The sequence below is a fragment of the Actinoplanes sp. L3-i22 genome (assembly GCF_019704555.1).
Classification (GTDB): Bacteria; Actinomycetota; Actinomycetes; order Mycobacteriales; family Micromonosporaceae; genus Actinoplanes.
This window is the reverse complement of the sequence record NZ_AP024745.1, coordinates 40,216-66,836: the sequence shown is the minus strand read 5'-3', so window position 1 is coordinate 66,836 and position 26,621 is coordinate 40,216. Positions and strand designations below refer to the sequence as shown.

Genomic DNA, 26,621 nt, shown 5'->3' with positions numbered 1-26,621 from the left:
ACCGTCGCAATTGCCTTTCAGGGTTTGCGGAACATCAGGTAACCCTGGGGCTGGTGCTCGGTCTCCGATGCGGCCCGTTCCAGGCGCGCGACCTCGGCAAACCCGGCGGACGCGCCGAGCCCGGCGAAGAAACCGACCGGGTGCCACCAGATGTCCAGCTCGATCGTCGGGCCGTAGCTGCCCATCATCGGATGCCGCAGCCCGTCGCCGACCTTGAACGCGATGACCAGGTGGCCGCCCGGCGCGAGCACGCGGTGGAACTCCGTGAACGCGCGCGGCAACTCCTCCGGCGGCGTGTGGATCAGCGAATACCACGCGACGACGCCGCCGAGCGAGGCCTCCGGCAGGTCCAGGTCCAGCACCGAGCCGACGGTGAACTCCAGCAGCGGATGCGTCTCCCGGGCCACCGCGATCATCTCGGGTGACAGGTCGAGCCCGCCGACCGCCAGCCCGAGGTCGGCGAGGTGCCCGGTGAGCCGGCCCGGCCCGCAGCCCGCGTCCAGCACCGGCCCGGTCACCACCTCGGCGAACGCGGCCAGGACCGCACGGTCCCAGGGGTTCTGCCGGAGCTCGTCCTTCAGCAGCGTGGCGTAGGGACGCGCGACCGTGTCGTAGGCCGTCCGGGTGCGATCCAGATGGGACATGCGGCGACCCTAGCGGGTCGGCCACGTCCGGAAGTTGAGCGCCGAGCGGCTCGCCGTCGGACCGCGCTGGCCCTGGTAGCGAGACCCGTAGACGGACGAACCATACGGGTGGTCGGCCGGGCTGGACAGCCGGAAGATGCACAATTGCCCGATCTTCATGCCCGGCCAGAGCTTGATCGGCAGATTCGCCACATTGGAGAGCTCCAGCGTGACGTGACCGGAAAAGCCCGGGTCGATGAAGCCGGCCGTGGAGTGCGTGAGCAGGCCGAGGCGGCCCAGGCTGCTCTTGCCCTCCAGCCGAGCCGCGAGCTGCTGCCCGAGAGTGATCACCTCAAGCGTGGACGCCAGCACGAACTCGCCGGGGTGCAGCACGAACGGCTGCCCGTCCTCGACCTCGACCTCGGCGGTCAGGTCGTCCTGCTGCTCGGCCGGATCGATGTGGGTGTAGAGGTGATTGTTGAACACCCGGAAAAACCGATCCAGACGTACGTCGATGCTGGACGGCTGGATGAGCGAGGGCTCGAAGGGCTCCAGCGCGAAGGAACCGGCCTTGATCTCGGAAACCAGGTCACGGTCGGAGAGCAGCATCGCAACACCATACCGAGCCTGTTCACCGGTCCCCGACCGGCGTGTCCGGCGGCCGGGTTCATGTCACCCGGTCGGCGTGTTCGCTGGCAGGTTCGAACATGTGTTCGATAGACTGCTCGCATGGCATCCTGGTCCGAGTTCGCCGCCGTCGAGCCCTCGCTCGCCGCCGGCATCCGCGCACTCCTGCAGCAGTACGGCCCCGGCATGGGCTACCTGGCCACGATCCGCCCCGACGGCGGCCCGCGGGTGCACCCGATCTCGCCGGTCTTCGCCGGCAGCGGGCTCTACTGCTTCCTGGTCAACTCGCCGAAACGGCGCGACCTGGAGCGGGACCCGCGCTACGCGCTGCACTCCTACCCGCCGGAGCTCAGCGACGACGAGGCCTACCTGTCCGGCCAGGCCTACCCGGTCCGCGACCCGCGCACGGTCGCGTCCATCGCCGACGCCCTGCGCGCGTCCCCGGAGGTGGACTGGCAGCTCTTCGAGCTGAACGTGGAGTCGGCAACCCTGCGCCACCACGGGCCGGCCGGCGCCCTGCCGCTCGCCGCGGCCCCCCTGCCGATGCCGATCTCGCAGAGCTGGCGAGCCCCCCGCAAGTTACCCCGCAAGCTCGCCATGGTCGGCTGACCGTTTCCGCCCGGCCACCCACGTTGCGGGGTGCTTCCGCCACGGCGCCGGATAATCGGGTACAGTGATGCCGCTTGCGGGTGTAGTTCAATGGCAGAACATCAGCTTCCCAAGCTGACAGCGCGGGTTCGATTCCCGTCACCCGCTCAGATGCAGGGGGCCTCTGTCCACGGAAAGCGTGGACTGGGGCCTCTTCGCCTTTCTGCCTGGGGGCCGAGCCCCCAGACCCCGCGTTACGGTGGTGGCGGATCGCTCCTCGGTTCCTGGCCGACGCTCTCCGCGCCCTTGGCGCGACAGTGGCCGCTCGCGCGCAGCTCGCGCCGGGGCGGCTCGCTCTTCGGCTCCTGGCCGGCACCATCCGCACCTTCACGCTGGCGCGGCCGTTCGCACGCGGCTCGCGGCTGGGCGGTTCGCTCCTTGGCTCCTGGCCGACGCTTCTCGCGCCGTCAGCGCGACAGCGGTCGTTCGCGCGCAGTTTGCGGCGGGGGCTGTCCGCTCTTCGGATCCTGGCCGGCACCTCCCGCGGCTTTGGTGCGGGAGGCGGCCATTCGTGCGCAGCGTGCCGTGGGGCGCGGGTCAGTTGGCGAGGTTGAATCAGCGTCGGCCATGCCCCGGGTTGTCGGGACGCCGTCGCGTGGCTCGGTCATGGGTGGGTTCAGCAGTCGGCTGTGTGTCGGGTGGTCAGGTCGGCGGGTTCAGCCAGGATGGGGTCAGGCGCCGATGTCGACGAAGACGTTGTCGATTTCGCCGGCGAACTGGTCGTTGGAGAGGCCGGGGCCCTTGCCGCCGATGCGGAGCGGCTCGGCGTTGGCGATGGACAATGCCGGCGGGATCGTCACCGCCGCGCAGGGCCTGCCGTCGACCAGCAGGGTCAGCCGGTCCGAGGTCCGGCTGCACTCCAGGTCGTGCCAGCGCCCGTCCGCCACGTCCATCCGCGGCTCAGCCCGGTAGATCCGGGCCCGGTTCCCGGCGATCACGCAGCTCGGATGCCCCTGCTTGTGGTCGACCTGCAGCTTGAACTGACTGACCCCGCCGACCGAGTAGCCCTTCTGCACCACGTTGGCGCCGTCCGCCAGGTCGCCGTGGGTCATCAGGACCGACGCGCCGTAGCGCAGCGGCCGCCGGCCCGGGTTGAGGCTGTCGTCCCGCTGCCCTTCGAGGATCGCCCGGGGGCACTCCCGCTCCTTGGGCAGGTTGCACCGGTCCGGGTAGGCGACGGCGAGACCGGTTCCGCCCGGTACGAGGCGGAGCGTCCCCCCGTTCTCGCCGAGTGGCCGCAGTTCGTGTTCCCCGCTGGTGTCCTCGATCGGCTTGCCCACGCCGTCGTCGAAGTCGTAGCGCAGGGCGACCGGCGCGCTGGCGGTCTGGACCCGGCTGAGGTCTGCGGGCGCCGGGAAGCGGGCCGCGTTGGGCAGCACGCCGGCCGTGGGTGACGGCAGGATCTCGAGCGCGGGGTGTGCGCCCGCGGGTGTGCTGACCACGCGGGGGGTCAGGAAGAAGAGGCTGCCCAGTACGAGGGTTGCGGACAGGGCACCGATCGGAACGGCACGCCGCCGGGAGCGAAACATGGGGCTATTGTCCGCATTGTCAGTTGGCCCCTGTGTCGAAACTCCGGACACAGAAAAGACCACTCGTACGCGTTAGCCCGAAATGCCGAACCTGAAAGACCCGACCGTAACCTTTCACGAATCGACGCCGAAGAGCACGCCGAAGCGGGTCGAAGAGGAGCCGAAGAACACCCGGCGAACAGCGCACAGATCAGCGCGCCGACACCGCCGCGTGCGCCGGCTCTCCGATCACCGCGTGCAGCACGTCATCCAACGTGATCACCCCGAGCGGCCGCCGCCCGTCGCTGACCAGCACGATGTGCAGCCGATCCCGCCGCATGGTCAGCAGCAGCTCGGCCAGGCTCCGCTCCGGCGACACCACGGCCAGCGGCCGGATCACCTCGGCCGGGATCGGCAGCCGCCGCTGCGAGCCGGGGATCCCGAGCACATCCTTGACGTGCACGAACCCCAGCACCCGCCGGGTGTCCCGCTGCACCACCGGGAACCGCGAGCGCCCGCTCCGGGTCGCCACCGCCTCCAGCGTGGCCGGTGACACGTCCGCCGCCACCGTCGTCACCCGCGACCACGGCAGCAGCGTGTCGGCCGCGGTCCGGTTGTTCAGGCCGAGCGCGGCGTGGATCCGCGCGTACTGCTCCGAGCCGAGCAGCCCCTCGCTCCGCGCCTGGGTGACCATCCCGGCCAGCTCCTCGGCCGTGAACACCGTCTTGACCGCGTCGGTCGCCTCGATCTTCCACAGTCGCAGCACGGTCCGGGACGCCCAGCGCATCGCGACCAGGAGCGGCTTCGTCGCCGTACAGAAAGCCAGCATGAACGGCCCGAGGATGAGCGCGGACCGCTCTGGCCCGGCCAGCGTGATGTTCTTCGGCACCATCTCGCCGATGACTGTGTGCAGGAAGACCACGACCATCAGGGCCAGCACGAACGCGACCGGGTGCACCGCGCGCTCGGGCAGGCCGATCGAGTGGAACGGCCCCTCCAGCACGTGGGCCAGGGCCGGCTCGGCGATCGCGCCGAGCGCCAGCGAGCAGATCGTGATGCCGAGCTGGGCACCGGCGATCATCAGCGGGATCTGGTTCATCGCCGACAGCGCCCAGCGGGCCGGCTGCGAGGTCTCGGCGAGCGGTTCGAGCGCGGTCCGCCGGGAGGCGATCAGCGCGAACTCGCCGCCGACGAAGACGCCGTTGCCGAGCAGCAGCACCACCGTGATGATCACGTTAGTCATCGGCCGGCTCCTCGGGCGGGGCGACGACCCGGACCTGCTCGATGCGGTGCCGGTCCACCTCCATGACGGTGAACTCCCACGCGTTCTCCTCCAGGGACTCGCCGACCACCGGGATGTGCCCGAGCCGGGCCAGCAGGAAGCCGGCGAGCGTCTCGTAGGGCCCCTCCGGCAGCTGGAAGCCGGTCTGCTCCAGCACCTCGTCCTCCCGCAGGAGGCCGTCGACCAGGAACGTCTTCTCGCCGCCCGGGGCGGTCAGCTCGGCGGTGCCGGTCTCGCCGACCTCGGTGTCGTACTCGTCGGCGATCTCCCCGACGAGCTCCTCGATCAGATCCTCGACGCTCACCACGCCGTCGGTGCCGCCGTACTCGTCGACGACGATCGCCAGGTCGGCGTCGGCAGCCCGAAGAGCAGCCAAAACCTTGTCAAGACCAAGACTTTCCGGTACGTACACCGGCTCCCGTGCAACGGCCGAGACCTTGGTCGCAGCCCGCCGTTCGGGCGGGACGCCGAGCGCGTCGTTGACCCCGGCCACGCCGGTGACGACGTCGAGCGTGTTCTCGTACACCGGAAAGCGGGTGTGCCCGGTCCGCCGGGCGATCGTGATCAGGTCGGCAACGCTGGCCGTGGTCTTCAGCCCGACCACGTCGACCCGCGGGGTCATCGCCTTGGCGGCGCGTTTCTCCCCGAACCGGATCGTGCGGCGCATCAGCGTCGCCGTCTCGGCCGGCAGCGCGCCGGCCCGGGCGCTGATCGCGGCGAGCAGGCCCAGCTCCTCCGGCGAGCGGGCGCTGGCCAGCTCTTCCTGCGGCTCGATGCCGAGCCGGCGGACCAGCCAGTTGGCCGTCCCGTTCAGCGCGGTGATCATCGGCTTGAGCAGCCGGGAGAAGCCGCGCAGCGGGGCCGCGGTGGCCAGGGCCAGCGGCATCGGGCGGGCCAGCGCCGCGTTCTTCGGCACCAGCTCGCCGAAGAGCATCGACACCAGGGTGGCGACGACCAGCGCGAGCACGTGCGTGACGGTCTCGGTGGCGGATCCGGTCACCGGCTCGACCACCGGGCTGATCAGCCGGGACAGCGCCGGCTCGGCCAGATAGCCGGTGAGCAGTGCGGTAAGTGTGATGCCGAGCTGGGCGCCGGAGAGCTGAAAGGACAGCTCGTGCAGCGCGGTTCGGACCGTCTTGGCCCGGCGGTCACCCGCCTTGGCACGCTGATCGATCTCCGCCCGGTCGACGGTGACCAGGCCGAACTCGGCGGCCACGAAAAACGCGTTGCCCACCGTCAGCAGCGCGAACGCCGCCAGCGGGAGCACCGCGGTCAGGAGCAGGCCGTCCATGATCGCTTCACCTCGGCCCTCATTCTGCCGGACCGGGACCATCCGATACCAACCGTGGTGGTGACAAGCACCTTTACCGTCGGGTGATGAACCTCCTCGAAGAGTTCACGCTCCTCGCCCACGATCAACTCGGCCGCCGGATCATCGACAGCACCCGGGTCGATCACGGCCTGGGCGGAGCCGTGTTGCTGGAGCTGGCGCTCGCCGAGCGGATCGACGTGGTGGACCGCCGGGTGGTGACCCGGGGCACCGGCTCGCTGGGTGACCCGCTGCTCGACGACGCCTGGGCGCGGATCGCCACCGACCGCCGGTCCCGCAAGCCGGTGGACTGGGTGAAGTGGTTCGCCAAGGGCACCCAGCGCCGGGTGGTCGAGGGTCTGGCCGCGGCCGGCGTGCTGCGGATCGAACGGAGCCGGGTGCTCGGTGTCTTTCCGCGGACCCGGTACCCGGCCGCCTTCGGCACCGAGCCGGTGGCGCGGACCGAGGCACGGGAGAAGCTCCGGGCGGCGGTGCTCGGGGCGGGACCGGTCCCACCCCGTACGGCCGCGCTCTGTGCCTTGGCGGCCGCAACCGAGCTGGACCGCAAGATTCTCGCGGACCTGGACCGGAGAGTGGTCCGGGCCCGGCTGAAGGAGATCGGGCAGGGCGACTGGGCCGCCGCCGCGGTCCGCAAGGCGATCCAGGACATCCAGGCCGCGATCATGGCCGGCGCGGTCGCCGCGAGCACGGCGGCCGTGATCAGCTCATGAGGAACGGCCGGCCCCGTCCGGGACCGGCCGTTTCACGTGAATCATGAACCGCTAGGTCAGACGTCCTGCTTGAGCGAGCGGAGCAGGACCGTGGCCACGTCGACCACCTCGACCTCGTCCTGCTTGCCCTTGCCGGTCACGCCGTCGCCGATCATCGTGTAGCAGAACGGGCAGCCGACCGCGATCGTCTTCGCGCCGGTGGCCAGGGCCTCCTCGGTGCGCTCCACGTTGATCCGCTTGCCGATCCGCTCCTCCATCCACATCCGGGCGCCACCGGCGCCGCAGCAGAAGGAACGTTCCTGGTTACGCGGCATCTCGACCAGGTTGGCCGCCTCGCCGAGCACCTCGCGCGGCGCGTCGAACACCCGGTTGTGCCGGCCCAGGTAGCAGGGGTCGTGGTAGGTCACGTCGCCCTCGATCGGCTGGACCGGGGTGAGCTTGCCCTCCTTGACCAGGTGGGCGAGCAGCTGGGTGTGGTGCACCACCTCGACCTCGAGGCCGAGCTGCTCGTACTCGTTGCCCAGGGTGTTGAAGCAGTGCGGGCAGGTCGCGACGATCTTCTTGGACTTCTTCTCGCCGAACGCCTCGGTCAGCGTCTCGACGTTCTGCTGGGCCAGCATCTGGAAGATGAACTCGTTGCCGATCCGCCGCGCCGGGTCGCCGGTGCAGGTCTCACCCTCGCCCAGGATCGCGTAGTTGACCCCGGCCTCGTGCAGCAGCGTCGCCACCGCGCGGGTGGTCTTCTTGGCCCGGTCCTCGAACGCGCCGGCGCAGCCGACCCAGAACAGGTAGTCGAAGTCCTCGACCTCGCCGACCTTGGGCACCTCGAAGTCCAGGCCCTTGGTCCAGTCCTCGCGGGTGTTCTGCGGGGCGCCCCACGGGTTGCCCTTGTTCTCCAGGTTGCGCAGCATCACGCCGGCCTCACTGGGGAACGACGACTCGATCAGCACCTGGTAACGGCGCATGTCGACGATGTGGTCGATGTGCTCGATGTCGACCGGGCACTGCTCGACGCAGGCGCCGCAGGTGGTGCAGGACCAGAGCACGTCCGGGTCGATCACGCCCATGTCCTCGGCGGTGCCGATCAGCGGGCGGTTGCCCTCGGCGAGCGCCAGCACGTCCATGTGCGCGAGCTGGGCCTCGGTGGCCTTCTCCTCGCCGGTGAGGTCCTTGCCGCCGCCACCGAGCAGGTACGGCGCCTTGGCGTACGCGTGGTCCCGCAGCGACAGGATCATCAGCTTCGGGGAGAGCGGCTTGGCCGTGTTCCAGGCCGGGCACTGCGACTGGCAGCGGCCGCACTCGGTGCAGGTGGAGAAGTCCAGCAGGCCCTTCCAGGTGAACTGCTCGACCTGGGCGACGCCGAAGAGGTCCTTCTCCGGGTCGGCCTCCTCGAAGTCGAGCGGCTTGCCGTTGCTCATCATCGGCTTGAGCGCGCCCAGGCCGGAACCGGCCGGCTTCTCCGGGCTGCGCTTGAAGTAGATGTTGAAGAACGCCAGGAAGCGGTGCCAGGCCACGCCCATCGTCGGGTTCAGCGAGATGGTGATCAGCCAGCCCATCGAGATGAGCAGCTTGATCAGGGCGCCCCAGGTCGGCCCGTCCGCCCAGGCCGGCAGGCCGGCGCCGATGGCGTGCGAGAGCGGGGCGGCCCACACCGGGTACGGGAACGTGCCGTTGGCGACCTTCAGCCCGCGGATGACGAACCCGCAGACCAGCACGCCCACGATGATCGACTCGACGAAGTAGGCCTGCCACATCGTGGAGCCGAGGAACCGGCTGCGCTTGACCGCGCCGGGCTTCTGCCGCTGCCGGACGAAGATCAGGTAGCCGATGCCGACGGTGCCGAGGATGCCGAACCACTCGGTGACGAATCCGAAGATCGCCCAGTGGCCGATGATCGGCAGCTCGCCGTCGGGCGTGACCGCCTCGAAGTAGGCCTCGAGGACCAGCGACGACAGGATGATGAAGGAGAACATCACGAACCAGTGGGCCGCCCCGATCGCGGACCACTTGAGCATCCGGGTGTGCCCGACTGACTCCTTGAGCAGGGTCTTAGTACGGGTACCCCGGTCGGTGAACCGCTCCGGTGCCGGTTGGCCCGACCGGATCACCTTGGTGATCGTCAGGACGGCCCGGACCGCCAGCGCGACGGCCACCACCGTGACCGCCCCCGCCAGAACGGTGGCGATGATCTGCGCGATGCCCATCTGTGTAGTGCCTCCTCGGTCGGCTGGGCGCCAGCCTATGTTACCCATGAGTAATAGGCCGGTGTGGGCCGCAGGTCAAGGACTTGCGGCCCCTCAGCCGAAAGCGCACCCCACGCCGAGCGGGGGTGCGCCTGGTTTAGACGAAGTTCACACGCGGCCGCGCGCTTACCGCCAGCGCGACAAAATGCCCAGCGACGCCACCATGCAGCCGAAGCCGACCGCGAGGTTCCAGTATCGCCAGCTCTCCACCGGCCACTGCTGGGAGGACAGGTAGTAGGTGACCAGCCACCCGATACCCACCACGATCAGAATCACCGCGGTGGCCGGCAGCCAGGTCGGACTCGGCTTCTTGCCGGCCGCCGCAGCCGCAGGGCGGATGTCGGACGGCGGGGTGTAGACCTTCTTCTTACGAACCTGAGACTTGGGCACGGCGCTCTCCTGTGGGCAACAAGTGGTGAACAACCACCGGTGAGCGGCTCCGGGGACTCCGAATGCTGCCCGTGGCGAATACTGTTCGCCAGCTAGCGTAATCAAGTCGACGCGCACACAGGCACCCGCCGGGGCGAGAAAATACCCGGCGACGGTTCTCGAGGGAGGCTGGGGTGGCTTTTCAGAGCGAACGTGGGGCCTCCTGGCGGCTCGCGCTGCGGCGCGCCGCCGGCGGTCTGCGGCCGCGCCACGACGGCAGCCGGACCATCTGGTCCGTCGGAGTTCCGCTGATCGCGCTGGCTGCGGGCCTGCTGTTCACCACCTCCGCGACAACCGCCGACGGTACGGCACTGCGCGACGACCGAAGGCCCCAACTGGCGCAACTGATCGCCGACAAACGTGAACGCCTCGCCGACATCGAAAAGCGCGAATCGGCGCTGCGTGCTCAGGTCGACCAGGAGGCGGCCCGGCTCGCCGAGGTCGACACCCCGGTGGCGACCGCACGTGAGCAAGCCGACGCCATTCGTGAACCGGCGGGGTTCACCGCCCTGCACGGCCCCGGCCTGACGGTCGCCCTGAACGACTCACCCCGGCGCGGATCGGACTTCGGCGACAACGCTCCGGACAACGACGATCTGGTCGTTCACCAGGGCGATGTCCAGGCTGTGGTGAACGCGATGTGGGCCGGCGGAGCCGAGGCCATGACGATCATGGATGTGCGTGTGATCAGCACCAGCGCGGTACGCTGTGTCGGCAACACGCTGCTCCTTCACGGCCAGGTTTTCTCCCCGCCCTTCAAGATCACGGCAATCGGCGAACCCACAGCGATGCATCGCGCGTTGGAGTCCGCAGAAGGAGTCAAGCAGTTCCGAGAGGCCGTCACCGACTTCGGTCTCGGTTACACGGAGAAGATGGAAAAGGACGTGACAGTGCGGGCGTACGACGGCTCGACCGACCTCCGATCCGCGCAGGCGGCCCAGTGACGAGCACGCCGGCGGAGTTCCCCGGGAGCACGGCGGGCAGAGGGCGACACCGAGCGCCTGATGCCGAGGCCCAGACCGCGTATATTCCGCGTCTCAGCGACGCCTCGCCGGACGGTGTGCCCGGCGGGCCCTTGACACCCCCGGTCGGCCTGGGCACGAACGTGAGCCCGAGTCCGGCCGGTTCCCCCCACGCCGCGCGCGCCGCCGAGCCCGCCGCCGCCGACCCGTCGGCGACCGGCGCGACCGCGGCCCAGCCGGCCCGGACTCCGCCGGAGGCCGCGGCGGACACCGCGATCCTCCAGGCCGACGAGGCCACTCAGCAGCGGATCCAGGCCGCGCGCACCGACGTCAGCCTGGACGAGGTGAGCGCCGCCGCAGCCGCGGCCCGCCGCCGCGCGATGTCGTCGGCCGCTCAGCCGCCTGCCGCGCCGCAGCCGTTCCCCGCTCCCGGCAACCCGGAAAAGATCGAAAACCCGATTACGGTACGGGCGGAAGCCGCCCCGCAGATCGCCGATACGCAGCAGATTCCCGGCTCCGCGGTCCCGCTCGCCCGGTCGGCCGAGCCGTCCCCGCCGATCGCCGCAGCGGCGCCCGGCCCCGCCGTGCCCGGTGGCGCGCTGACCGGCGTGACGCTGCACGGCGCTCCGATGCCGGGCATGACCCTGCCCAGCATCTCGGTGCCGACCGCCGCTTCCACCGACCCGAGCTGGAACGCCGAGCCGACCCGCCCGCAGAGCCCGGCCTACGGCACCAGCGCCCCCAGCAGCCCGGCCTACGGTTCCGCCGCTCCCGGCAGCCCCGTCCACGGGTCCGCGACTCCGAGCAGCCCGGCCTACGGTTCCGCCGCTCCTGGCAGTCCCGTCTACGGGTCCGCCGCGCCGAGCAGCCCGGCCTCGCCGGGTTGGAACGCGGACACCGTCAAGCCCAGCAGCCCGCCCAGCTGGGACGCCGAGCCCACCCGCCAGACCGCCCCGGTCGCCAGCCGCCACGCGGACCCGGTCCCCCCGGCCGCGACCGCCCCGTCCTGGGATCCGGACGCGACCGGCCGCATCGAGACCGCCGCACCGGCCCGCGCCGAGATGCCCGCGAGCCGGCCGGACCCGGTGGCAACCACCCCGCAAACCCCCTGGAACGCCCCGCAGACGCCGCAAACCGCCGCGCCCGCCCCCTGGTCGCCCCCCGGCAGCCCGGCGGCGGCAGCGGCCCACTCCGGCGGTCACACCGCGTCCGGCGGCTACCCCGGCCAGGTTGCCCCCGCGGCGACCCCGAGCCGGCCCGCTCCTCAGATGGGGACCGCGAACACCCGCTGGATGAGCAACGAGCCGCCGGAACCGGCCGAGCCCCCGGCCGCGGTGAACCCGAACCCGTCCGAGACCCAGATCATCCGGACCATCGACGCCCCCACCGGCGTCCTGCCCACCCTGTCCGCCGGGGCTTCGCTCCCGGGCAAGCTCACCGCCCTGCCCCCGGGCGCGGCGGCGGCCGCCGCCCGGGATGCCGCGGGCCCCGCGGTCGTCCTCGGCGCCGCCTCGGTCGACGGCCTCCCGGCCGCACCGGCCGAGCCGGAGTTCGAGCCGGAGCAGCCCGGCGAGCCGAAGCGCGGCGAGAAGGTGGTCAAGCTCCGCGCGGAGCAGACCGGCGAGGGCTACAAGAGCGTCTACTCCGAGCTGACCCGCCCGTCGAAGGTCCGCAGCGGCATCCGCGGAGCCGGCGAGCTGATGATCACTTTCGGTCTGATCGTGCTGCTGTTCGCCGGCTACGAGGTGTTCGGCAACTCCGCCGCGGTGCAGAACGAGCAGGACCACCTGGCCCAGGAGCTGGACCAGTCGTGGGCCGACCCGACCGTCACGCCGACCAACGCGGCGAAGGGCCCGGCCGCTCCGGGCGAGAACCTGGTCGGCCGGATCTACATCCCGAAGCTGGACAAGGAGTGGGTGGTCGTCGACGGCGTCCGCCCGCAGGACATCAAGTACGCGCCCGGCCACTACCCGGAGACCGCCAAGCCCGGCCAGATCGGCAACTTCTCGGTCGCCGGCCACCGGATCAAGAAGATCTTCTGGCGGATCGACGAGCTGAAGGCCGGTGACGTGATCGGCGTCGAGACCCGCGACGCGTGGTACGTCTACCAGGTCTACGGCCAGCAGGTCGTCAAGCCGAACCAGGTCGAGGTCGTCGCCGCGGTCCCGAACGAGCCGGACGCCACCCCGACCAAGGCCCTGCTCACCTTGACCACCTGCAACCCGAAGTTCAACAACTACCAGCGGCTGATCGTGCACGCGGAGCTGGTGAAGACGGTGCCCCGGGACCAGACCAAGGCGGACGCCGGGATCCCGGCCGAGATGAAGTTGAAGGCATAAGCGGATGTACGCCTGGATCTGGCGCAAGTTCCCGGGAAACGTCTGGAGCAAGCTGAGCATCTCCGTGGTGCTGCTCGCCACGGTCGGCTCCCTGCTCTGGTACGTGGTCTTCCCCTGGGCCACGCCGCTGCTGCCCTTCGACGACGTGCAGGTCGGCGACACCTCGCAGATCGACCCGAACTCGGTGGATCAGAACGCGGCGGTGCCCAGCGCCGTCCCGTCACCCGACCCGGACGCCTCGGCGCCGGACGCGATCCCCTACAGCACGACCTCCAACCAACCCGACTCCGGAGGAGGCCTGGCCGGTGACTGACGTCCGCATCCTGGTCATCGACAACTACGACTCGTTCGTCTTCAACCTGGTGCAGTACCTGGGCCAGCTCGGCGCGGAGTGCGAGGTCCGCCGCAACGACGAGATCAGCGTCGCCGAGGTGGGCGAGATGGGCGCGGCCGGCATCCTGCTGTCACCCGGACCGGGGGAGCCGACGCGCGCCGGGATCATGCTGGACGTGATCAAGACGTACGCCGGGAAGGTCCCTCTTTTTGGGGTTTGTCTTGGTCATCAGGCGATCGGCGCGGCCTTCGGCGCGACCGTGACCCGCGCCCCGGAGTTGCTGCACGGCAAGACGTCGCTGGTGCACCACAAGGGCTCGGGGGTGCTGACCGGCCTGCCGGATCCGTTCACCGCGACCCGGTACCACTCGCTCGCCGTGCTCGAGGAGACGCTGCCGGACGAGATCGAGGTGACCGGGCGCACCGAGTCCGGCGTGGTGATGGCGATGCGGCACCGGACGCTGCCGATCGAGGGTGTGCAGTTCCACCCGGAGTCGGTGCTCACCGAGGGCGGCCACACCATGCTGGCGAACTGGCTGGCCACCTGCGGTCTGCCGGACGCCCTGGCCAAGGCCCCGGAGCTGGCCGCCGAGGTGGAGACGCGGCGTCGTTCGGCGTTCGCCACCGCCTGAACCACGCTGCCTCGACGCACCTCGGAAGACGCCGAGAGCCGGCCGCCCTGACAGGCGACCGGCTCTCGTTCTCGTTGCGGGTTACCCGTTGAGGCCGCCGCCGGTGCCGCCGTCCGTCGGGTCCGGCGAGGCGGAGTCGCTCGGGTTCGGCTCGTCGCTCACCACGGTGATCGTGATCGGGGAACCGGTGTTGACCTTGCTCTTCGCCTTCTTGCTCTGGGCGATCACGGTGCCCGGGTCGCCGCCGTCCTGCACCTTGTTGACCGTCACGTTCAGACCGGCCTCCTGCAGCAGCGCGGTGGCGGCGTCCTGCGACCGGCCGATCACGTCCGGCACCAGCACGAGCTGGTTGTTGGAAACGCTCACGGTGATCCTGGTGCCCGGGGCGACCGAATCGCCCTCCTGTTCCACAGCGACGACCTGGTCCTTCGGCGCGGAACTGTCGACGTTCTTGATGACCGGCACCAGGTTCGCGTTCTTCAGCGCCTGCTCGGCGGAGGCCCGGGTGCTGCCGACCAGGCCGGACGGCACGGTCACCTTGTCCGGCGCGTTGCAGATCGTGTAGGTGACCGCGGTGTCGACCGGGACGGTCGTGCCCTTGGTCGGGGTCTGTGCGCTGACCTCGCCCTTGCAGTCCGCGTCGGTCGTCGGGTCGGTCGCCGAGACGTTGGTGAAGCCGAGCTGGGTCAGTTTCGACTGCGCCTGCGACTCGGTGAGGCCCTTCAGATCGGGCAGCTGCGCCTGGGCCGTCGGCGCGGGGGTGTTGCCGGTCTTGTCGTTGTTCTTGTTCAGCGCCAGCGCGACGCCGAGCACGATCACCACCAGCACGCCCAGGCCGGCCAGCGCGGCCCACACCCAGGACTGCTTGTTGTCGGGCTGCCGACCCGCCGGGTAACCACCCTGGACCGGCCGCTGCATGGTGGTCGCCGCCTGCGGCTGCCACTGCCGGGGGCCGTTGTTCATCGCGACGGTCTCGGCCTGGTTCATCACCGGGGTGGCCATCACCGGGCGGCCGGAGACGGCGCGCAGCGCGTCGGCGCGCATCTCCTGGGCGCTCTGGTAACGGTTCAGCGGGTTCTTCGCCAGGGCCTTCAGCACGATCGCGTCGAGATCCGGCGGGACCTCGCGGTTGATCGAGCTCGGCGACTTCGGGTCCTCCCGGACGTGCTGGTAGGCCACGCTGACCGGGCTGTCACCGACGAACGGCGGGTGCCCGACGACCAGTTCGAAGAGGACACAGCCGGCCGCGTACACATCGGAGCGGGCGTCGACCGCCTCGCCGCGGGCCTGCTCGGGAGAAAGGTACTGCGCGGTCCCGATCACCGCGCTGGTCTGCGTCATCGTGGTGGCGCCGCTGGCCAGGGCCCGGGCGATACCGAAGTCCATGACCTTGACCTGGCCGCTCTGCGTGATCATCACGTTGCCGGGCTTGATGTCCCGGTGGATGATCCCGTGCCGGTGGCTGAACTCCAGCGCGGCGCAGATGTCGGCGATGACCTCGAGGGCGCGGCGTGGCTGCAGCCGCTGCTCCTGGGCGAGCTCTTCCTTCAGCGTCTGGCCGTTGACGAACTCCATGACGATGAACGGAAGCTTCTCACCGGTGGCGGAGATCTCCTCGCCGGTGTCGTAGACGGCGACGATGGCCGGGTGGTTCAGCGCGGCCGAGTTCTGCGCCTCGCGGCGGAACCGCTCCTGGAACGTAGGATCCCGGGCCAGGTCGGTACGCAGCATCTTGATCGCCACGTCCCGGCCGAGACGGAGGTCGCGGCCCCGGTGCACCTCCGCCATGCCGCCATAGCCGAGCAGCTCGCCGACCTGATACCTGCCACCTAGCAGTCGGGCCTGCGCCGTCATAGCGTCTGTCGTCCTTCGTTCGGTCGGATCCGGCCGAACTGGGCATCGGCCTTGATAAGACGGTACGACGCCGTCGACACCCGGTCGCCGGCCACGCCCATCCGGAGGATAGCCGTCGAGCTGCTGCGATCACCCAGCGCGATTTCGGCGGCGCCTTGTGTGTTGCCTTGTCGATACAGGAATGAGATGACACCGGCACAGAGCAGCACCAGCAGAGCCAGCACCACCGCGAGCACGATCAGCACCTGACGGCCGAACGAGCCCTCCGGCTTGGCCCCCGGCATCTGCTGCTGCGGATAGCCACTCATCGGCGGACCGGACTGCGGGCGGTAGTGCGGTGGCATCGGCGGCGCGACCGGCGCGGCCGGTGGACCGGACGCCGGCGGTGCGGACGGGACCGACGGCACCGACGCGGCGCCGCGGGCGCCCGACGTCGGGCGCGGCACCGAGGCCCGGGCCTGCTGAGCCGGGGCCGGGCTGATCGGGGTGGCCCGCATCGGCTGACTCACCGGCGGCTGCACCGTGGTGGTCAGCGACGCGGCGGCCTGCCGGGCCACCGCGGCCATCGCCGCGGCACTGGGCCAGCGGGCGGTCGGGTCCTTGGCCAGGGCGCGCTCGACGATGGCGCGGACCGCGGGCGGGATGTCGCCGGGCAGCGGGCGCGGCGTCTCCCGGACGTGCTTCATGGCGATCTCGATCGGGGTCGACCCGTCGAACGGCCGGTGCCCGGAGAGGCACTGGTAGGCGACGACGCCGAGCGCGTACACATCGGAGGCCGCGGTGGCGGTGTCGCCGGCCGCCTGCTCGGGCGAGATGTACGACGCCGTGCCGAGCACCGCGCCGGCCACGGTCAGCTGCCCGACCAGGGCGGACCGGGCGATGCCGAAGTCGGTCAGGACCAGCGTCCCGTTCGGCCGGACCAGCAGGTTGCCGGGCTTCACGTCGCGGTGCACGATCCCGTTCGCGTGGGCGGCCTGCAGCGCGTCGGCGGCCTGGGCCACCAGCGCCATGGTCCGCGCCGGGGTGAGCCGGCCGACCCGGCTCAGCGTGCGGGACAGGGCGTCGCCCTCGACGTACTCCATCACCAGGAAGGCGAGTTGCTGGTCGCTGCCGTAGTCGTAGACGTCGACCACGCCAGGGTGGTTGATCGTCGCCATGGTGCGCGCCTCACCGCGGAACCGCTCGGCGAAGCCGGGCTCGTCCAGCAGTGCGGGCAACAAGATCTTGACGGCGACCGTCCGGCCCAGCACGTCGTCCGTGCCGCGCCACACGTCACCCATACCGCCGCCGGCGATCCGCTCTTCCAAGCGGTACCGCCCACCGAGCGTGACCCCCGGGCGGATCATGTCAGTTTCCTCCCCCGCCGGCCGCGGCCTTCATGATCAGGCCGGCGATCCGGGCCGCTTCGGCGCTCGCGTGGCCGCCCTGCACGTTCTCCAGCATGACGCAGACCGCCGAGACGGCCTTACCCTTGTCGTCGAACGCGAAGCCGATGAACCACCCGTGCGGGTCGGCGCCCTCGGCGTTCTGCGCGGTACCGGTCTTGCCGCCGACGGTCATCCCGTCGATCTGCGCCTTCTTACCGGTGCCGTTCTCGACGACGCTGACCATCATCTCTTTCAGCTGCGAGGCGACCTTGCCGTCGATCGGGTTGCTGCGCTTCTTCGGCGAGGCGGTGTAGATCGTCCGGCGTTCCGAGCTCAGCAGCTTCTGCACCAGGTAGGGGCGCATCTGCTCGCCGCCGTTCGCCACCGTGGCCGCGATCAGCGCGCCCTGCAGCGGCGTCATCCGCACGTCCCGCTGGCCGATCGAGGACTGCGCCAGCGCGCCCTTGTCGGTGCTGCCGTCCGGGTTCGCGATGTTGCCGGTGTGGCTGGCCGCGACCTTCAGGCCGTCGCCGCTCTCCAGCTCGCCGACCTTGAGCGTGTCGTCCTCGAACCCGAACGCCTTCGCGGCCGCCTTGACCTTGTCCGCGCCGAGCTTCACGCCGAGCTTGGCGTACCCGGTGTTGCAGCTCTCGGTCAGCGCCTCCTTGAGCGAGATCTGGCCACCGGGGCAGACCTCGTCCTCGGCGTTGCGGATGACCGCGCCGCTCTCCCGGTACTCACTGCCGGCCGGGATCTCGGAGTTGACGTCGTAGCCGTTCTGCAGCGCCGCCGCCGATACGATCACCTTGAAGGTCGAGCCGGGTGGCAGGGTCTGCGCCAGCGCCCGGTTCAGCAGCGGCTGGTCCTTGTCCGCGTTGAGCTGCTGGTACGCCTTCGACGCCGCCGTCTTGTCGTGCGTGACCAGCTGGTTCGGGTCGTAGCTCGGCATCGAGACGAGCGCCTGGATCGCGCCGGTCTGCGGGTCGATGGCGACCGCCGCGCCCTTCGTCGCCCCGCGCTCGTTGTCGGTCATCTGCTTCCAGGCGACCTCTTGGACCTTCGACTTCAGCGACAGGATGACGTTGCCGCCCTCGGTCTGCTGACCGGTGAACATGTCGCTGAGCCGGTCCGCGAAGAGCTTGTCGCTCTCGCCGGAGAGGAAGTCGTTCTCGCTCGACTCGATCCCGGTGGCGCCGATGCTGACCGGCTTGTACCCGAGGACCGGGGCGTAGATCTCCTTCTTCGGGTACACCCGCAGGTACTTCAGGGTGTCGTCGGTGGCGGTGTTCTTGGCCAGCGCGACGCCGCCGTCGGCCTCGATCACACCCCGGGGGCGTTCGTACTCGGCCACGGTGACCCGCGGGTTGCGGGCCGCCGTCCGGTACTCGTCGGCCTTGTACGCCTGGATCCAGTTCAGGTTCGCGAAGATCAGGCCGAACAGCACGAGGACGACCACGCCGGCGCGGCGAAGAGGGGCATTCACGGCTTGATCACCTCCGTCATGGCGCCGTGCAGCTGAGTGGGGGCTTTCTTGGGTCCGCCGGGCCGCTCCGGCCCGGTCCCGCCGGCGGCCGGACCGCGCGCCGCGTTGGAGATCCGCAGGAGCATCGCCACCAGCAGCCAGTTGGCCATCAGCGACGAGCCACCGGCGGACAGGAACGGCGTGGTCTGACCGGTCAGCGGGATCAACCCGGTGATGCCACCCAGGATGACGAAGATCTGCAAGCCGAGCGTGAACGCCAGGCCGCCGGCGACCAGCTTGCCGAACGAGTCCCGGACCGCCAGCGCCGCGCGCAGGCCCCGCTCGACGATCAGCAGGTACGTCACCAGCAGCGCGGAGAGGCCGAACAGGCCGATCTCCTCACCCAGGCCGGCGAAGATGAAGTCGGTACGCACCTCGGGGATGAAGCCCGGCGAGCCGGCCCCCGGCCCCGACCCGAACAGGCCGCCCGAACCCAGGCCGAACAGGCCCTGGACCAGCTGGTAGCCGTCGTTGTCGATGTACTTCGGGGCGAACGGGTCGAGCCAGATCGACGCCCGGTCGTAGAAGTTCGCGAACGGGCCGCCCACCGACTCACCCAGCAGGTACGCCACGTAGACGCCGCCGAAGAACAGCAGCAGGCCGATGATCAGCCAGCTGGACCGCTCGGTGGCCACGTAGAGCGTGACCACGAACAGGCCGAAGTACATCAGCGCGGTGCCCAGGTCCTTCTCGAAGACCAGGACCAGGAGGCTGAGCAGCCAGACCGTGAGAACCGGGCCCAGGTCGCGGCCGCGCGGGAAGTCCAGCCCGAGGAACCGGTGGCTGGCCAGCGACAGCACCTCGCGCTTGCGGACCAGGTAGTACGCGAAGAAGGAGACCAGGGCCAGCTTGGCGAACTCACCCGGCTGGATGGAGAACGAGCCGAACTTGATCCACAGCTTCGCGCCGTTCACCTCGGAGAGGCTGCCGGGCAGCACCGCCGGGATCATCACCAGCACGATGCCGGCCAGGCCCAGGGTGTAGGCGTACCGCGAGACCACCTTGTGATCGCGCACCACCAGCAGCAGCACCGCGGCCAGGATCAGCGACGCCAGCGTCCAGGCCAGCTGCCGCCCGCCGGTGCCGGCGAAGACGCCCGGCATCGGGTCCTTCTGGGCGATCGCGCGCGCGATGTCGAGGCGGCGCAGGAACGCCACCCCGATCCCGTTGATCAGCGCGACCGCCGGGATCAACACCGGATCCGCGTACGGCGCGGTCAGCCGCACCACCAGGTGCAGCCCCAGGAACAGGATGCTCAGGAGTACCGCCGGAACCCAGAACGTCGCCGAGACGGTGCCGTACTGGTTCGCCTCGACGGTCCAGCCGAACGCCGCCACCAACGCCATCGCCAGCCCCAGCAGGGCCAGCTCGGCGTTGCGGCGGGTCTTCAATCCCGGGATACGCGACAGCTCACCCGTGGTGGAGGGTGAGGGAGCCGGTACGGCGGGCGCGGTCAAGAAATTCCCCAGACGTTGTAGGCCGTGCTCAGTCGGCGGTCCGGCAACCGGTCGTGTCGGTGGCGGTGGACGCACTCTCGGACGGTTGAACGCTCGGCACGGTGGCCGGAGCCGAAGTCGCGGGGCTGGTGGCCGGTCGCGCCGACGCCGAGACGGCGGGCGCGACACTGACTACGGAGCAGACCGGCTTCAGGTTCGGGTTCGACGGCTCGTCGCTGGTCAGGTCGGTCAGCATGCTCCGGGCGTCGGCCACGCTGTCGGCGTGGATGCCCTGCTTGACCCGTTCCTGGGCGACCGTGGTCAGGTCCTCCAGGCGGACCGTGCTGGTCTCGTTCACCGCGGACAGGTTCAGCCCGGCGATCTGCCCGGGCACCCCGCGGAAGACGGCGAGCTGGCCCGCGTCGGTCGCGCCGACGTAATACTGGTCCTGGGTGTACTTCCAGCCGGCCCAGAGGCCGCCGCCGAGCACGCCGAGCACCAGCAGGACCAGCAGGCTGGTCCGCACCGGGTGACCGGCCGGTTCCGGCTCGCGGTCGTAACCCTCGTTCTCCGGCTGGGCCGGACGCGGCGGGGGCTGCTTGAGCGCCGCCGCGCGGGACGCCGGGGTCGACGCGTCCGCCACGGTGGTGTTGCCACGGTCGAGCGCGGCCGCGCCACCGACGATGGGAGCCTGCTCGACGATGTCCGCGTCGGTCGCGTCGGCGATCACCACGGTGATGTTGTCCGGCCCGCCGCCGCGCAGCGCGAGCTGCACCAGGCGCTCGGTGCACGCCTTCGGGTCGGCGATCTCCCGCATGGTCTGGCCGATCGTCTCGCCGCTGACCACGCCGGACAGGCCGTCGCTGCAGATCAGGTACCGATCGCCCTTGAGCACCTGGCGCACCGAGTACTCCGGGTCGATGTCCCGGCCGTCCAGCGCCCGGGTGAGCAGTGACCGCTGTGGGTGACTGCTCGCCTCCTCGGGACTGACCCGGCCCTCGTCGACCAGCATCTGAACGTACGTGTCGTCCTTGGTGATCTGCGAGAACTCGCCCTTGCGCAGCAGGTACGCCCGGGAGTCGCCGATGTGCACCATGCCGAACTTGCTGCCGGTGAAGAGCACCGCGGTCAGCGTGGTGCCCATCCCCTCCAGCTGGGGGTTGGCGTCGACGGTGTCCCGCAGCTGCTGGTTCGCGATGCCGACGGCATGTCGTAGCGCGTCGACCAGCGCGTCCCCGGGGACGTCGTCGTCTAGTGGCGCCATCGCGGCGATGACGATGTTGGACGCGACGTCACCGGCGGCCATACCGCCCATGCCGTCCGCGACAGCAAGCAGCCGCGGCCCGGCGTAGACGGAGTCCTGGTTCAGGTCTCGGATCAGCCCGCGGTCGCACTGAGCGGCATAGCGCAGAGTCAGGGTCATGGCCGTAATTCGAGAGAAGTGCGTCCGATGCGGATCGGGACGCCGAGGGGGACGGGGGTGGGTCCGGAGACCTTACCGCGATCGAGGTAGGTGCCGTTGGTCGAGCCGAGGTCCTCTACGAACCACTGCCCGTCGCGGGGCACCAGCCGGGCATGCCGGGCCGATGCGAAGTCGTCGGTGATGACCAGGGTCGAATCCTCGGCGCGACCGATAGTGATCGGGGCCTCGCCGAGGGTGATCCGCGTGCCGGCCAGCTGGCCGGCGGTCACCACCATCTGCCGCGCCGCCTTACCGCGCTTGGCCTTCGACGGCCGGCCTTGGAGGATCGCGCCACCCACCCCCCGAGGGCTGGCGACGATGCTCTTCGACCGGGCACCCGCGAACAGGTCCCGCCGGATCACCCCGACCACTGTGAATACGAAGATCCACAGCAGGATCAGGAAGCCGAACCGGGCGACGGTGAGGACGAATTCGGGCAACGCCGCTAGCCGTCCACTCGGAAGGTCAGCGTGGTCGTCCCCAGCTGAATCATGTCGCCCGGGTTGAGCGCCACCGCGGAGACCCGCTGACCGTTGACCATCGTCCCGTTCGTCGAGCCGAGGTCGGTCAGCACCACCTGGTTGCCGTCGTAGTCCAGCCGCGCGTGGCGACGCGAGATGCCGACGTCCGGCAGTCGCAGGTTCGCCTGGTCACCGCGGCCGATGACGGTCGAGCCCATCTGGAGCGGGTACGTCCGCCCGTCACCGGAGACCAGCCCGACACTGCGCGGACCACCGTGGCCGCCGCCCTGCGGCGGGTAACCGCCACCGTGCTGCTGCTGGTTGTCATACGGCGAGTACTGCGGGCCGGCGTCGTAGGCCGGCTGCTGCACCGGGGCGACTTCGCCACCGGTGTAGACCTCCGCGGTCACCCGGAACATTCCGGTGTCCAGGCCGTCGCCGCGCTCGATCTCGACGATCACGTCGCCGTAGACCGTCCAGGCCTGCTCACCGATGAACTCGGCCTGGGACTGCGCAAGCTCCTGCGCCAGGGCGGCCGCGTACGGCGCCAGACGACTGTGGTCGTACGGCGAAAGATCGATCACGTAGCGGTTGGGCACGAGGGTGCGGCCACCGGCGAGAATGGCCTTGTGTGCCTCGGCCTCCCGCTGCATGGCATTCAGGATCTCCACAGGGTGCACGACACCCTTGAACACCTTCGCGAAGGCCCCCTCGACAAGGCCTTCCAATCGCTTCTCAAAGCGCTGCAGCACGCTCACCGGCTCCTCCTCGGGTTCCGAGGACATGATGGTATCCGGCCGCCGCTTGCGCATCTGTAGCCCAAGAGCGACCGGCACTTCTGACCCTCGTATGACGCCCCACGACGCCGTGCTAGTGTTTCCCCCGTCGCGGGGCGATATCAACTCAGCTGGGTAATCAACTGAGCTTGGTACTGTCTCCGATAACTACTCGCGACAGCGTAGTCTGTCGCAGGTAGTAACCCGAAGCAGCCCCACTGGGGGCGGTTTCGAAGGTCAACGAGGCGGGTTATACGATCTCAGCGACCTAGTCACATGGGGATGTGGCGGAATGGCAGACGCGCACGGTTCAGGTCCGTGTGTCCGAAAGGACGTGGGGGTTCAACTCCCCCCATCCCCACGAGCACGAATGGGCGACCCTAGTCCGCGGAAACGCGAACTGCGGTCGCCCTCGTCATATCCGGGCCCGGCGCCGCGGCAGCCGAGGTGGGTGCCGCATGTCACTGTCTGTTTTTGGAAGAGACGGCTCGCCCTGCGGGCTTCGCGGTGGGGACGACTGCCTTCGCCGTACGGCCGCGGGCGTCCACGATTGGGTGAAACCAGGTCCGGCGGTATGCTCGCCCGCCTGTTGAGTGCTGTCCGATCTTCGAGTCTCGTTTGAGCGTGGGGTGTGGTCGTGGCCGCTGTGCCTGCTGGGGTGGACCAGGGGAAGCGCAACGTGCTGGGGGTGATGGTGGACGCGACCGACTACGCGTCCGCCACCGAGCGGATCATCGCGGCGGCCCGGGAGGGGCGACCGTTCGCGGTCACCGCGCTCGCCGTGCACGGCGTGATGACCGGGGTGCAGGATCCGGCGCACGAGGCCCGGCTGAACTCCTTCGATCTGGTGACGCCGGACGGGCAGCCGGTCCGGTGGGCGCTGAACGTGCTGCACGGCGCCGGCCTGACCGATCGGGTCTACGGGCCGACGCTGACCCTCAAGGTCGTCGAGCAGGCCGCCGCCGAGGGCCTGCCGGTCTATCTGTACGGGTCGACCCAGCCGACGCTGGACCGCCTGGTCCCGGCGCTGATGGGGATGTTCCCGGGGCTGAAGCTCGCCGGCGTGGAGGCGTCCAAGTTCCGGGCCGCGCAGCCCGGCGAGGAGGCCGAGATCGCCGAGCGGATCAAGGCGTCCGGCGCCCGGATCGTGCTGGTCGGCCTGGGCTGCCCGCGGCAGGAGGTCTTCACCTACGCGATGCGGCCGCTGCTGGACATGCCGCTGCTGGCCGTGGGCGCCGCGTTCGACTACCACGCCGGCCTGCTGAAGAACCCGCCCGCGTGGATGCAGAAGTACGCGCTGGAGTGGCTGTGGCGGCTCGGCCTGGAGCCGAAGCGGCTGTGGAAGCGGTACGTGCTGCTGAACCCGGCCTACCTGGCCCGGCTCGCGGCGCAGAAGACCGGCGTGTGGAAGGCCACCCCGGCCACGCCGACCGGTGAGCAGGTCCACAACTTCGCGGTCTGAGATCTTCGTTTGGGATCATCCGTGTCTTCGGGCGCGGATGATCTTTTTTCGTCCCAGGGCCGACAGTGGGGCAGAGGTCACATACCGCGCGATCCCCGGTCCACAGTGTGCGGTCCGTCGCGATGTTGACACCCCTGTTCCGCGGTTCCGGCGAACGCGCAGCTCAGGTACCTGAGAGCGGGCTGAGACGAACCCCTACGGGTCAGCGATGGGGGCATATCCCGGTTTCGATTCTTCGGACGCGGGTGAACGCTGTCGATGTGAACACCGCTGTGGACGTGATTCTGATCGGCGCCCTCGCCGTCGTCTGGCTCACCGCCGGGCTGCTGGCCGACGGGCTGCCGGCGGCCGGCACCGCGCGGCTGATGCGCCGCCGGGCCGGGCTGCTCGCCGTCCTGGTCGCTACGGGGGCGGCGCTGTTCGTCGCGGTGCCGTTGGTCACCGCCCTGATTCCGGGCGTCTCCGCGGCGCCCACCGCTGCCCTGCTCCCAGCCGTGCCGGCACTGATCGTGCTGACCCTGGGCCTGCGCAGGCTGAGCTGGGTGCGCCGGGGCACCGGTGCGTTCGCGACCGCCCCGCAGGCGCCGGTTCCGCCCGCTCTGCGGGCGGCCGCGGCGCACCCGCTGATCGCCGCTCCGCTCCAGATCACCGGCCTGGCCGCGGTGGTCGGTCTGCCGCTCGCCGCCGGCCTGGTGCATCTGCCGGGCAGTGGCGTCCCGGCGACCACCGGCTTCACCGGCATCGCCGGGGTCTCGATCACCGTGGTGGCGGTCGCCGTGGTGACGATCGGCATCCGGGCGGCGCTGCGGCACAGCCGGCTGGCGCCGCTGGTCCTGGCCCCGCTGGGCCGGGCCCGCGAGCGCGCCCGCGTCGGCGTCCGCTGACCAGCGCCGCGCCCCTGACCAAGGCCGCCACCCAAAGGCCGCGCCCCCGACCGGGGCCGCCACCGAAAGCCGCGCCCCTGACCAGGGTCGCCACCGAAAGCCGCGCTCCTGACCAGGGCCGCTGACAAAGCCGCGCGCCCTCTGACTTGTCGTCGGAGGGCGCGATGCGCGGAGCTCTTCGGTTTTGATCTTGGGTGAAGCGCAACCACCCACGCAGAATGAAGGGCGCGGCGATTGTTTTGGACGCGCCAGCGGCCAGATCGCCGTGCCCGGCCCCCGCGGGAGCGGCGGTCTGTACCCGTCGCCCAGATGGGACATGAAGGTCTGGAAGTTGACCTTGGTTTAGTGCGCGGCCTTCTTCGCTTCCTGGACGTAGAGGAGCTCCAGGATCGAGCGCGCCGCCTCGAACCAGCGGTCGAGCCAGTCGGACTGCGGGAGCGTGCCGCGCGCCGGAAGCTCCAGGAGCAGGCCGCGCAGCAGCGGGTGATCGGCCATCGACATGTTCGTGCCGTCGGTCCAGCTCGCCGGGAAGACCGGCTCGGTCAGGCCCTGGAGATCGAGGGACGGCAGCTTGGCCGCCCGGTCCAGGGCGCTGGTCGGCTCGAGGCTGTGCGAACCGTGCGTGCGCCCGGGCGTCCGGGTCGGAAGACCCGACGTGCCGCGGGACAGCAGGTCGCCGTCGAGGTCACCGCTCAGCACGTCGCGGCGGCCGTGCCGGTAGGCGCTCACGCCCCCGCTGAAGCGGTCCTGCGCCGTCGACGAGCCGTTGCTGAGGTTCTCCGAACCAATCGTCATTCTCACTGCCTTGCCTCGTTGAAGATCCGTCCCGGCCCGTCAGCGCAGTCCGGTCCGCGCTTGGACAATTCAACGAGGCGCGTCGCACTCAGCGACGGGAAAATCGGGCAAATAGCCACGGCCGACTCGTTGATGCAGGTCAGCGAGTCGGCCGTCGGGTGCCGTGAGAGATGTGGGCGCGCGATCAGAGATCGAACTCGCCGTCCTTGGCGCCGTTCACGAAGGCGTCCCACTCGGCCGCGGTGAAGATCAGCGCGGGGCCGGACGGGTTCTTGGAGTCGCGGACCGCGATCGCGTCGTCGACGAACGCCACCTCGACACAATTGTCGCTGTCCGCACCGCTGCGGACGCTCTTGAACCACTGCGCCCGGCTCAGGTCGATCCGTAGACCTTTGACCTCGATTTCCACGATGGCCCTCCTCTGCCCAGGGGTGTACCGATCCCGACGGACCCACCCGCCAGTGATCGCTCTGAATCAGTAACGACCGTGGGTACGTGGGGACGCGCCGTCACGGATGGGGTTCTCCGTTCGGGTTAGTCCCATCGGATGACATAGATCCCGGCAGGTCAGCCGCGATTAGACAGTGATTGCCAGCTTTTAAACATATATGTCCGAAAAGCTCAGAGCACTGTGGATCATGCGGTGACACCCCGTCACATCGGCCCGACCTGCGAGACCTCGAAGATCACTGAGAGATGTGCCATGATCACTCAGAATCACGGAAGAGGGATATGCAACTTGCATCGACGACACTGGTGGTGCAATCTTTCCGTACGGCTTGCATTACTCAATGTTCTTGGGTGATGTGGCCAAGTCCGACGCAACCACACCAAACAGACGTCCGACACGGGGTGCCGAGCCACCGGGGGTCCCTCTTGGACTTCCGCCCGAGACCTGGGTGGCGGGATCGGCGATGGTGACGTTCTGCAACCCTC

At 70.0% G+C, this 26,621-nt stretch carries 24 protein-coding genes and 2 tRNA genes; 10 read left to right on the top strand and 16 right to left on the bottom strand.

All coding sequences use genetic code 11. The features are described 5' to 3' along the window. Positions 1-17: 17 nt before the first annotated feature. Complete coding sequence (locus L3i22_RS00310; protein WP_221325011.1) at positions 18-644, bottom strand: class I SAM-dependent methyltransferase; 627 nt, start codon at positions 642-644, stop codon at positions 18-20. Positions 645-653: 9 nt separating this feature from the next. After that, entirely contained in the window at positions 654-1,232 is a 579-nt protein-coding gene (gene dcd, locus L3i22_RS00305) for a dCTP deaminase (protein WP_221325010.1), read from the bottom strand. Positions 1,233-1,352: 120 nt separating this feature from the next. On the opposite strand from dcd, the gene L3i22_RS00300 reads away from it, so the two are divergent. Both L3i22_RS00300 and L3i22_RS00295 read left to right on the top strand, forming a co-directional pair. Next, on the top strand, positions 1,353-1,859 hold the full coding sequence (locus L3i22_RS00300; protein ID WP_221325009.1) for a pyridoxamine 5'-phosphate oxidase family protein: 507 nt from the start codon (positions 1,353-1,355) through the stop codon (positions 1,857-1,859). A 76-nt stretch (positions 1,860-1,935) separates the two neighbouring features. Continuing rightward, positions 1,936-2,006, top strand: a tRNA-Gly gene (locus L3i22_RS00295). A 563-nt stretch (positions 2,007-2,569) separates the two neighbouring features. Here the strand turns inward: L3i22_RS00295 and L3i22_RS00290 are convergent. The 3 genes from L3i22_RS00290 to L3i22_RS00280 all read right to left on the bottom strand — a co-directional run bounded on the left by L3i22_RS00290 (position 2,570) and on the right by L3i22_RS00280 (position 5,979). Next, positions 2,570-3,427: a LamG-like jellyroll fold domain-containing protein gene (locus L3i22_RS00290; protein ID WP_221325008.1), complete on the bottom strand. Its 858-nt coding sequence runs from the start codon at positions 3,425-3,427 to the stop codon at positions 2,570-2,572. A gap of 190 nt (positions 3,428-3,617) precedes the next feature. Further along, positions 3,618-4,649: a hemolysin family protein gene (locus tag L3i22_RS00285; RefSeq protein ID WP_221325007.1), complete on the bottom strand. Its 1,032-nt coding sequence runs from the start codon at positions 4,647-4,649 to the stop codon at positions 3,618-3,620. Continuing rightward, complete coding sequence (locus L3i22_RS00280; RefSeq protein WP_221325006.1) at positions 4,642-5,979, bottom strand: hemolysin family protein; 1,338 nt, start codon at positions 5,977-5,979, stop codon at positions 4,642-4,644. The genes L3i22_RS00285 and L3i22_RS00280 overlap by 8 nt, the downstream gene beginning before the upstream one ends. An 86-nt stretch (positions 5,980-6,065) precedes the next feature. On the opposite strand from L3i22_RS00280, the gene L3i22_RS00275 reads away from it, so the two are divergent. Then, on the top strand, positions 6,066-6,728 hold the full coding sequence (locus L3i22_RS00275) for a GPP34 family phosphoprotein (RefSeq protein ID WP_221325005.1): 663 nt from the start codon (positions 6,066-6,068) through the stop codon (positions 6,726-6,728). Between the two features lie 56 nt (positions 6,729-6,784). Here L3i22_RS00275 and L3i22_RS00270 read toward each other — a convergent pair whose 3' ends face one another. Together L3i22_RS00270 and L3i22_RS00265 are read right to left on the bottom strand one after the other, a co-directional pair. After that, positions 6,785-8,932, bottom strand: coding sequence for a (Fe-S)-binding protein (locus L3i22_RS00270; protein ID WP_221325004.1), 2,148 nt, complete (start codon positions 8,930-8,932; stop codon positions 6,785-6,787). A gap of 165 nt (positions 8,933-9,097) precedes the next feature. Further along, positions 9,098-9,361, bottom strand: coding sequence for a cell division protein CrgA (locus L3i22_RS00265; protein ID WP_221325003.1), 264 nt, complete (start codon positions 9,359-9,361; stop codon positions 9,098-9,100). Between the two features lie 173 nt (positions 9,362-9,534). Here L3i22_RS00265 and L3i22_RS00260 point away from each other — a divergent pair, with 173 nt between their 5' ends. From L3i22_RS00260 to L3i22_RS00245, 4 genes are all read left to right on the top strand, one after another. Beyond that, on the top strand, positions 9,535-10,344 hold the full coding sequence (locus L3i22_RS00260; protein ID WP_221325002.1) for a DUF881 domain-containing protein: 810 nt from the start codon (positions 9,535-9,537) through the stop codon (positions 10,342-10,344). A 161-nt stretch (positions 10,345-10,505) separates the two neighbouring features. Next, on the top strand, positions 10,506-12,701 hold the full coding sequence (locus tag L3i22_RS53260) for a class E sortase (protein WP_255657847.1): 2,196 nt from the start codon (positions 10,506-10,508) through the stop codon (positions 12,699-12,701). Between the two features lie 4 nt (positions 12,702-12,705). Next, positions 12,706-13,014 (top strand): hypothetical protein, encoded by a 309-nt coding sequence (locus L3i22_RS00250; RefSeq protein WP_221325001.1) that lies wholly within the window; start codon positions 12,706-12,708, stop codon positions 13,012-13,014. Further along, complete coding sequence (locus L3i22_RS00245) at positions 13,007-13,666, top strand: aminodeoxychorismate/anthranilate synthase component II (protein ID WP_221325000.1); 660 nt, start codon at positions 13,007-13,009, stop codon at positions 13,664-13,666. The genes L3i22_RS00250 and L3i22_RS00245 overlap by 8 nt, the downstream gene beginning before the upstream one ends. A gap of 81 nt (positions 13,667-13,747) precedes the next feature. Here L3i22_RS00245 and pknB read toward each other — a convergent pair whose 3' ends face one another. From pknB to L3i22_RS00210, 7 genes are all read right to left on the bottom strand, one after another. Then, entirely contained in the window at positions 13,748-15,520 is a 1,773-nt protein-coding gene (gene pknB / locus L3i22_RS00240) for a Stk1 family PASTA domain-containing Ser/Thr kinase (protein ID WP_221324999.1), read from the bottom strand. Further along, entirely contained in the window at positions 15,517-16,866 is a 1,350-nt protein-coding gene (locus L3i22_RS00235; RefSeq protein WP_221324998.1) for a serine/threonine-protein kinase, read from the bottom strand. The genes pknB and L3i22_RS00235 overlap by 4 nt, the downstream gene beginning before the upstream one ends. A gap of 1 nt (position 16,867) precedes the next feature. Beyond that, positions 16,868-18,370: a penicillin-binding protein 2 gene (locus L3i22_RS00230; protein WP_221324997.1), complete on the bottom strand. Its 1,503-nt coding sequence runs from the start codon at positions 18,368-18,370 to the stop codon at positions 16,868-16,870. Next, on the bottom strand, positions 18,367-19,755 hold the full coding sequence (locus tag L3i22_RS00225; RefSeq protein WP_255658810.1) for an FtsW/RodA/SpoVE family cell cycle protein: 1,389 nt from the start codon (positions 19,753-19,755) through the stop codon (positions 18,367-18,369). The genes L3i22_RS00230 and L3i22_RS00225 overlap by 4 nt, the downstream gene beginning before the upstream one ends. Before the next feature lie 139 nt (positions 19,756-19,894). After that, the gene (locus tag L3i22_RS00220; protein WP_221324995.1) at positions 19,895-21,268 is read right to left on the bottom strand and encodes a PP2C family serine/threonine-protein phosphatase; all 1,374 of its coding nucleotides are present in this window, start codon (positions 21,266-21,268) and stop codon (positions 19,895-19,897) included. Beyond that, positions 21,265-21,747 (bottom strand): FHA domain-containing protein, encoded by a 483-nt coding sequence (locus L3i22_RS00215; protein ID WP_221324994.1) that lies wholly within the window; start codon positions 21,745-21,747, stop codon positions 21,265-21,267. Before L3i22_RS00215 ends, L3i22_RS00220 begins: the two co-directional genes overlap by 4 nt. A gap of 5 nt (positions 21,748-21,752) precedes the next feature. Then, a complete protein-coding gene (locus L3i22_RS00210) occupies positions 21,753-22,553 on the bottom strand; it encodes a DUF3662 and FHA domain-containing protein (protein WP_221324993.1) in 801 nt (266 codons plus the stop codon). A gap of 269 nt (positions 22,554-22,822) precedes the next feature. On the opposite strand from L3i22_RS00210, the gene L3i22_RS00205 reads away from it, so the two are divergent. From L3i22_RS00205 to L3i22_RS00195, 3 genes are all read left to right on the top strand, one after another. Next, a tRNA-Leu gene (locus tag L3i22_RS00205) sits at positions 22,823-22,905 on the top strand. Between the two features lie 330 nt (positions 22,906-23,235). Continuing rightward, a complete protein-coding gene (locus L3i22_RS00200; RefSeq protein ID WP_221329717.1) occupies positions 23,236-24,006 on the top strand; it encodes a WecB/TagA/CpsF family glycosyltransferase in 771 nt (256 codons plus the stop codon). A gap of 260 nt (positions 24,007-24,266) precedes the next feature. Further along, positions 24,267-24,890 carry a hypothetical protein gene (locus L3i22_RS00195; protein WP_255657846.1) on the top strand — a complete coding sequence of 208 codons (624 nt, stop codon included), beginning with the start codon at positions 24,267-24,269 and terminating at the stop codon, positions 24,888-24,890. A gap of 342 nt (positions 24,891-25,232) precedes the next feature. On the opposite strand, the gene L3i22_RS00190 is transcribed toward L3i22_RS00195, so the two are convergent. Both L3i22_RS00190 and L3i22_RS00185 read right to left on the bottom strand, forming a co-directional pair. Further along, complete coding sequence (locus tag L3i22_RS00190; RefSeq protein WP_221324991.1) at positions 25,233-25,685, bottom strand: hypothetical protein; 453 nt, start codon at positions 25,683-25,685, stop codon at positions 25,233-25,235. 184 nt (positions 25,686-25,869) lie between these two features. Beyond that, complete coding sequence (locus tag L3i22_RS00185) at positions 25,870-26,088, bottom strand: DUF397 domain-containing protein (protein WP_370644596.1); 219 nt, start codon at positions 26,086-26,088, stop codon at positions 25,870-25,872. Positions 26,089-26,621: the final 533 nt, after the last annotated feature.

Bases quoted from the DNA above. Each gene is read 5' to 3' on its own strand.
- L3i22_RS00190 (WP_221324991.1), bottom strand. From the start codon at position 25,685: ATGACGATTGGTTCGGAGAACCTCAGCAACGGCTCGTCGACGGCGCAG.
- dcd (WP_221325010.1), bottom strand. From the start codon at position 1,232: ATGCTGCTCTCCGACCGTGACCTGGTTTCCGAGATCAAGGCCGGTTCC.
- pknB (WP_221324999.1), bottom strand. From the start codon at position 15,520: ATGACGGCGCAGGCCCGACTGCTAGGTGGCAGGTATCAGGTCGGCGAG.
- L3i22_RS00200 (WP_221329717.1), top strand. From the start codon at position 23,236: ATGGTGGACGCGACCGACTACGCGTCCGCCACCGAGCGGATCATCGCG.
- L3i22_RS00290 (WP_221325008.1), bottom strand. From the start codon at position 3,427: ATGTTTCGCTCCCGGCGGCGTGCCGTTCCGATCGGTGCCCTGTCCGCA.
- L3i22_RS00285 (WP_221325007.1), bottom strand. From the start codon at position 4,649: ATGACTAACGTGATCATCACGGTGGTGCTGCTGCTCGGCAACGGCGTC.
- L3i22_RS00300 (WP_221325009.1), top strand. From the start codon at position 1,353: ATGGCATCCTGGTCCGAGTTCGCCGCCGTCGAGCCCTCGCTCGCCGCC.
- L3i22_RS00210 (WP_221324993.1), bottom strand. From the start codon at position 22,553: ATGTCCTCGGAACCCGAGGAGGAGCCGGTGAGCGTGCTGCAGCGCTTT.
- L3i22_RS00220 (WP_221324995.1), bottom strand. From the start codon at position 21,268: ATGACCCTGACTCTGCGCTATGCCGCTCAGTGCGACCGCGGGCTGATC.
- L3i22_RS00270 (WP_221325004.1), bottom strand. From the start codon at position 8,932: ATGGGCATCGCGCAGATCATCGCCACCGTTCTGGCGGGGGCGGTCACG.
- L3i22_RS00310 (WP_221325011.1), bottom strand. From the start codon at position 644: ATGTCCCATCTGGATCGCACCCGGACGGCCTACGACACGGTCGCGCGT.
- L3i22_RS00235 (WP_221324998.1), bottom strand. From the start codon at position 16,866: ATGATCCGCCCGGGGGTCACGCTCGGTGGGCGGTACCGCTTGGAAGAG.
- L3i22_RS00225 (WP_255658810.1), bottom strand. From the start codon at position 19,755: ATGGCGTTGGTGGCGGCGTTCGGCTGGACCGTCGAGGCGAACCAGTAC.
- L3i22_RS00275 (WP_221325005.1), top strand. From the start codon at position 6,066: ATGAACCTCCTCGAAGAGTTCACGCTCCTCGCCCACGATCAACTCGGC.
- L3i22_RS00280 (WP_221325006.1), bottom strand. From the start codon at position 5,979: ATGGACGGCCTGCTCCTGACCGCGGTGCTCCCGCTGGCGGCGTTCGCG.
- L3i22_RS00250 (WP_221325001.1), top strand. From the start codon at position 12,706: ATGTACGCCTGGATCTGGCGCAAGTTCCCGGGAAACGTCTGGAGCAAG.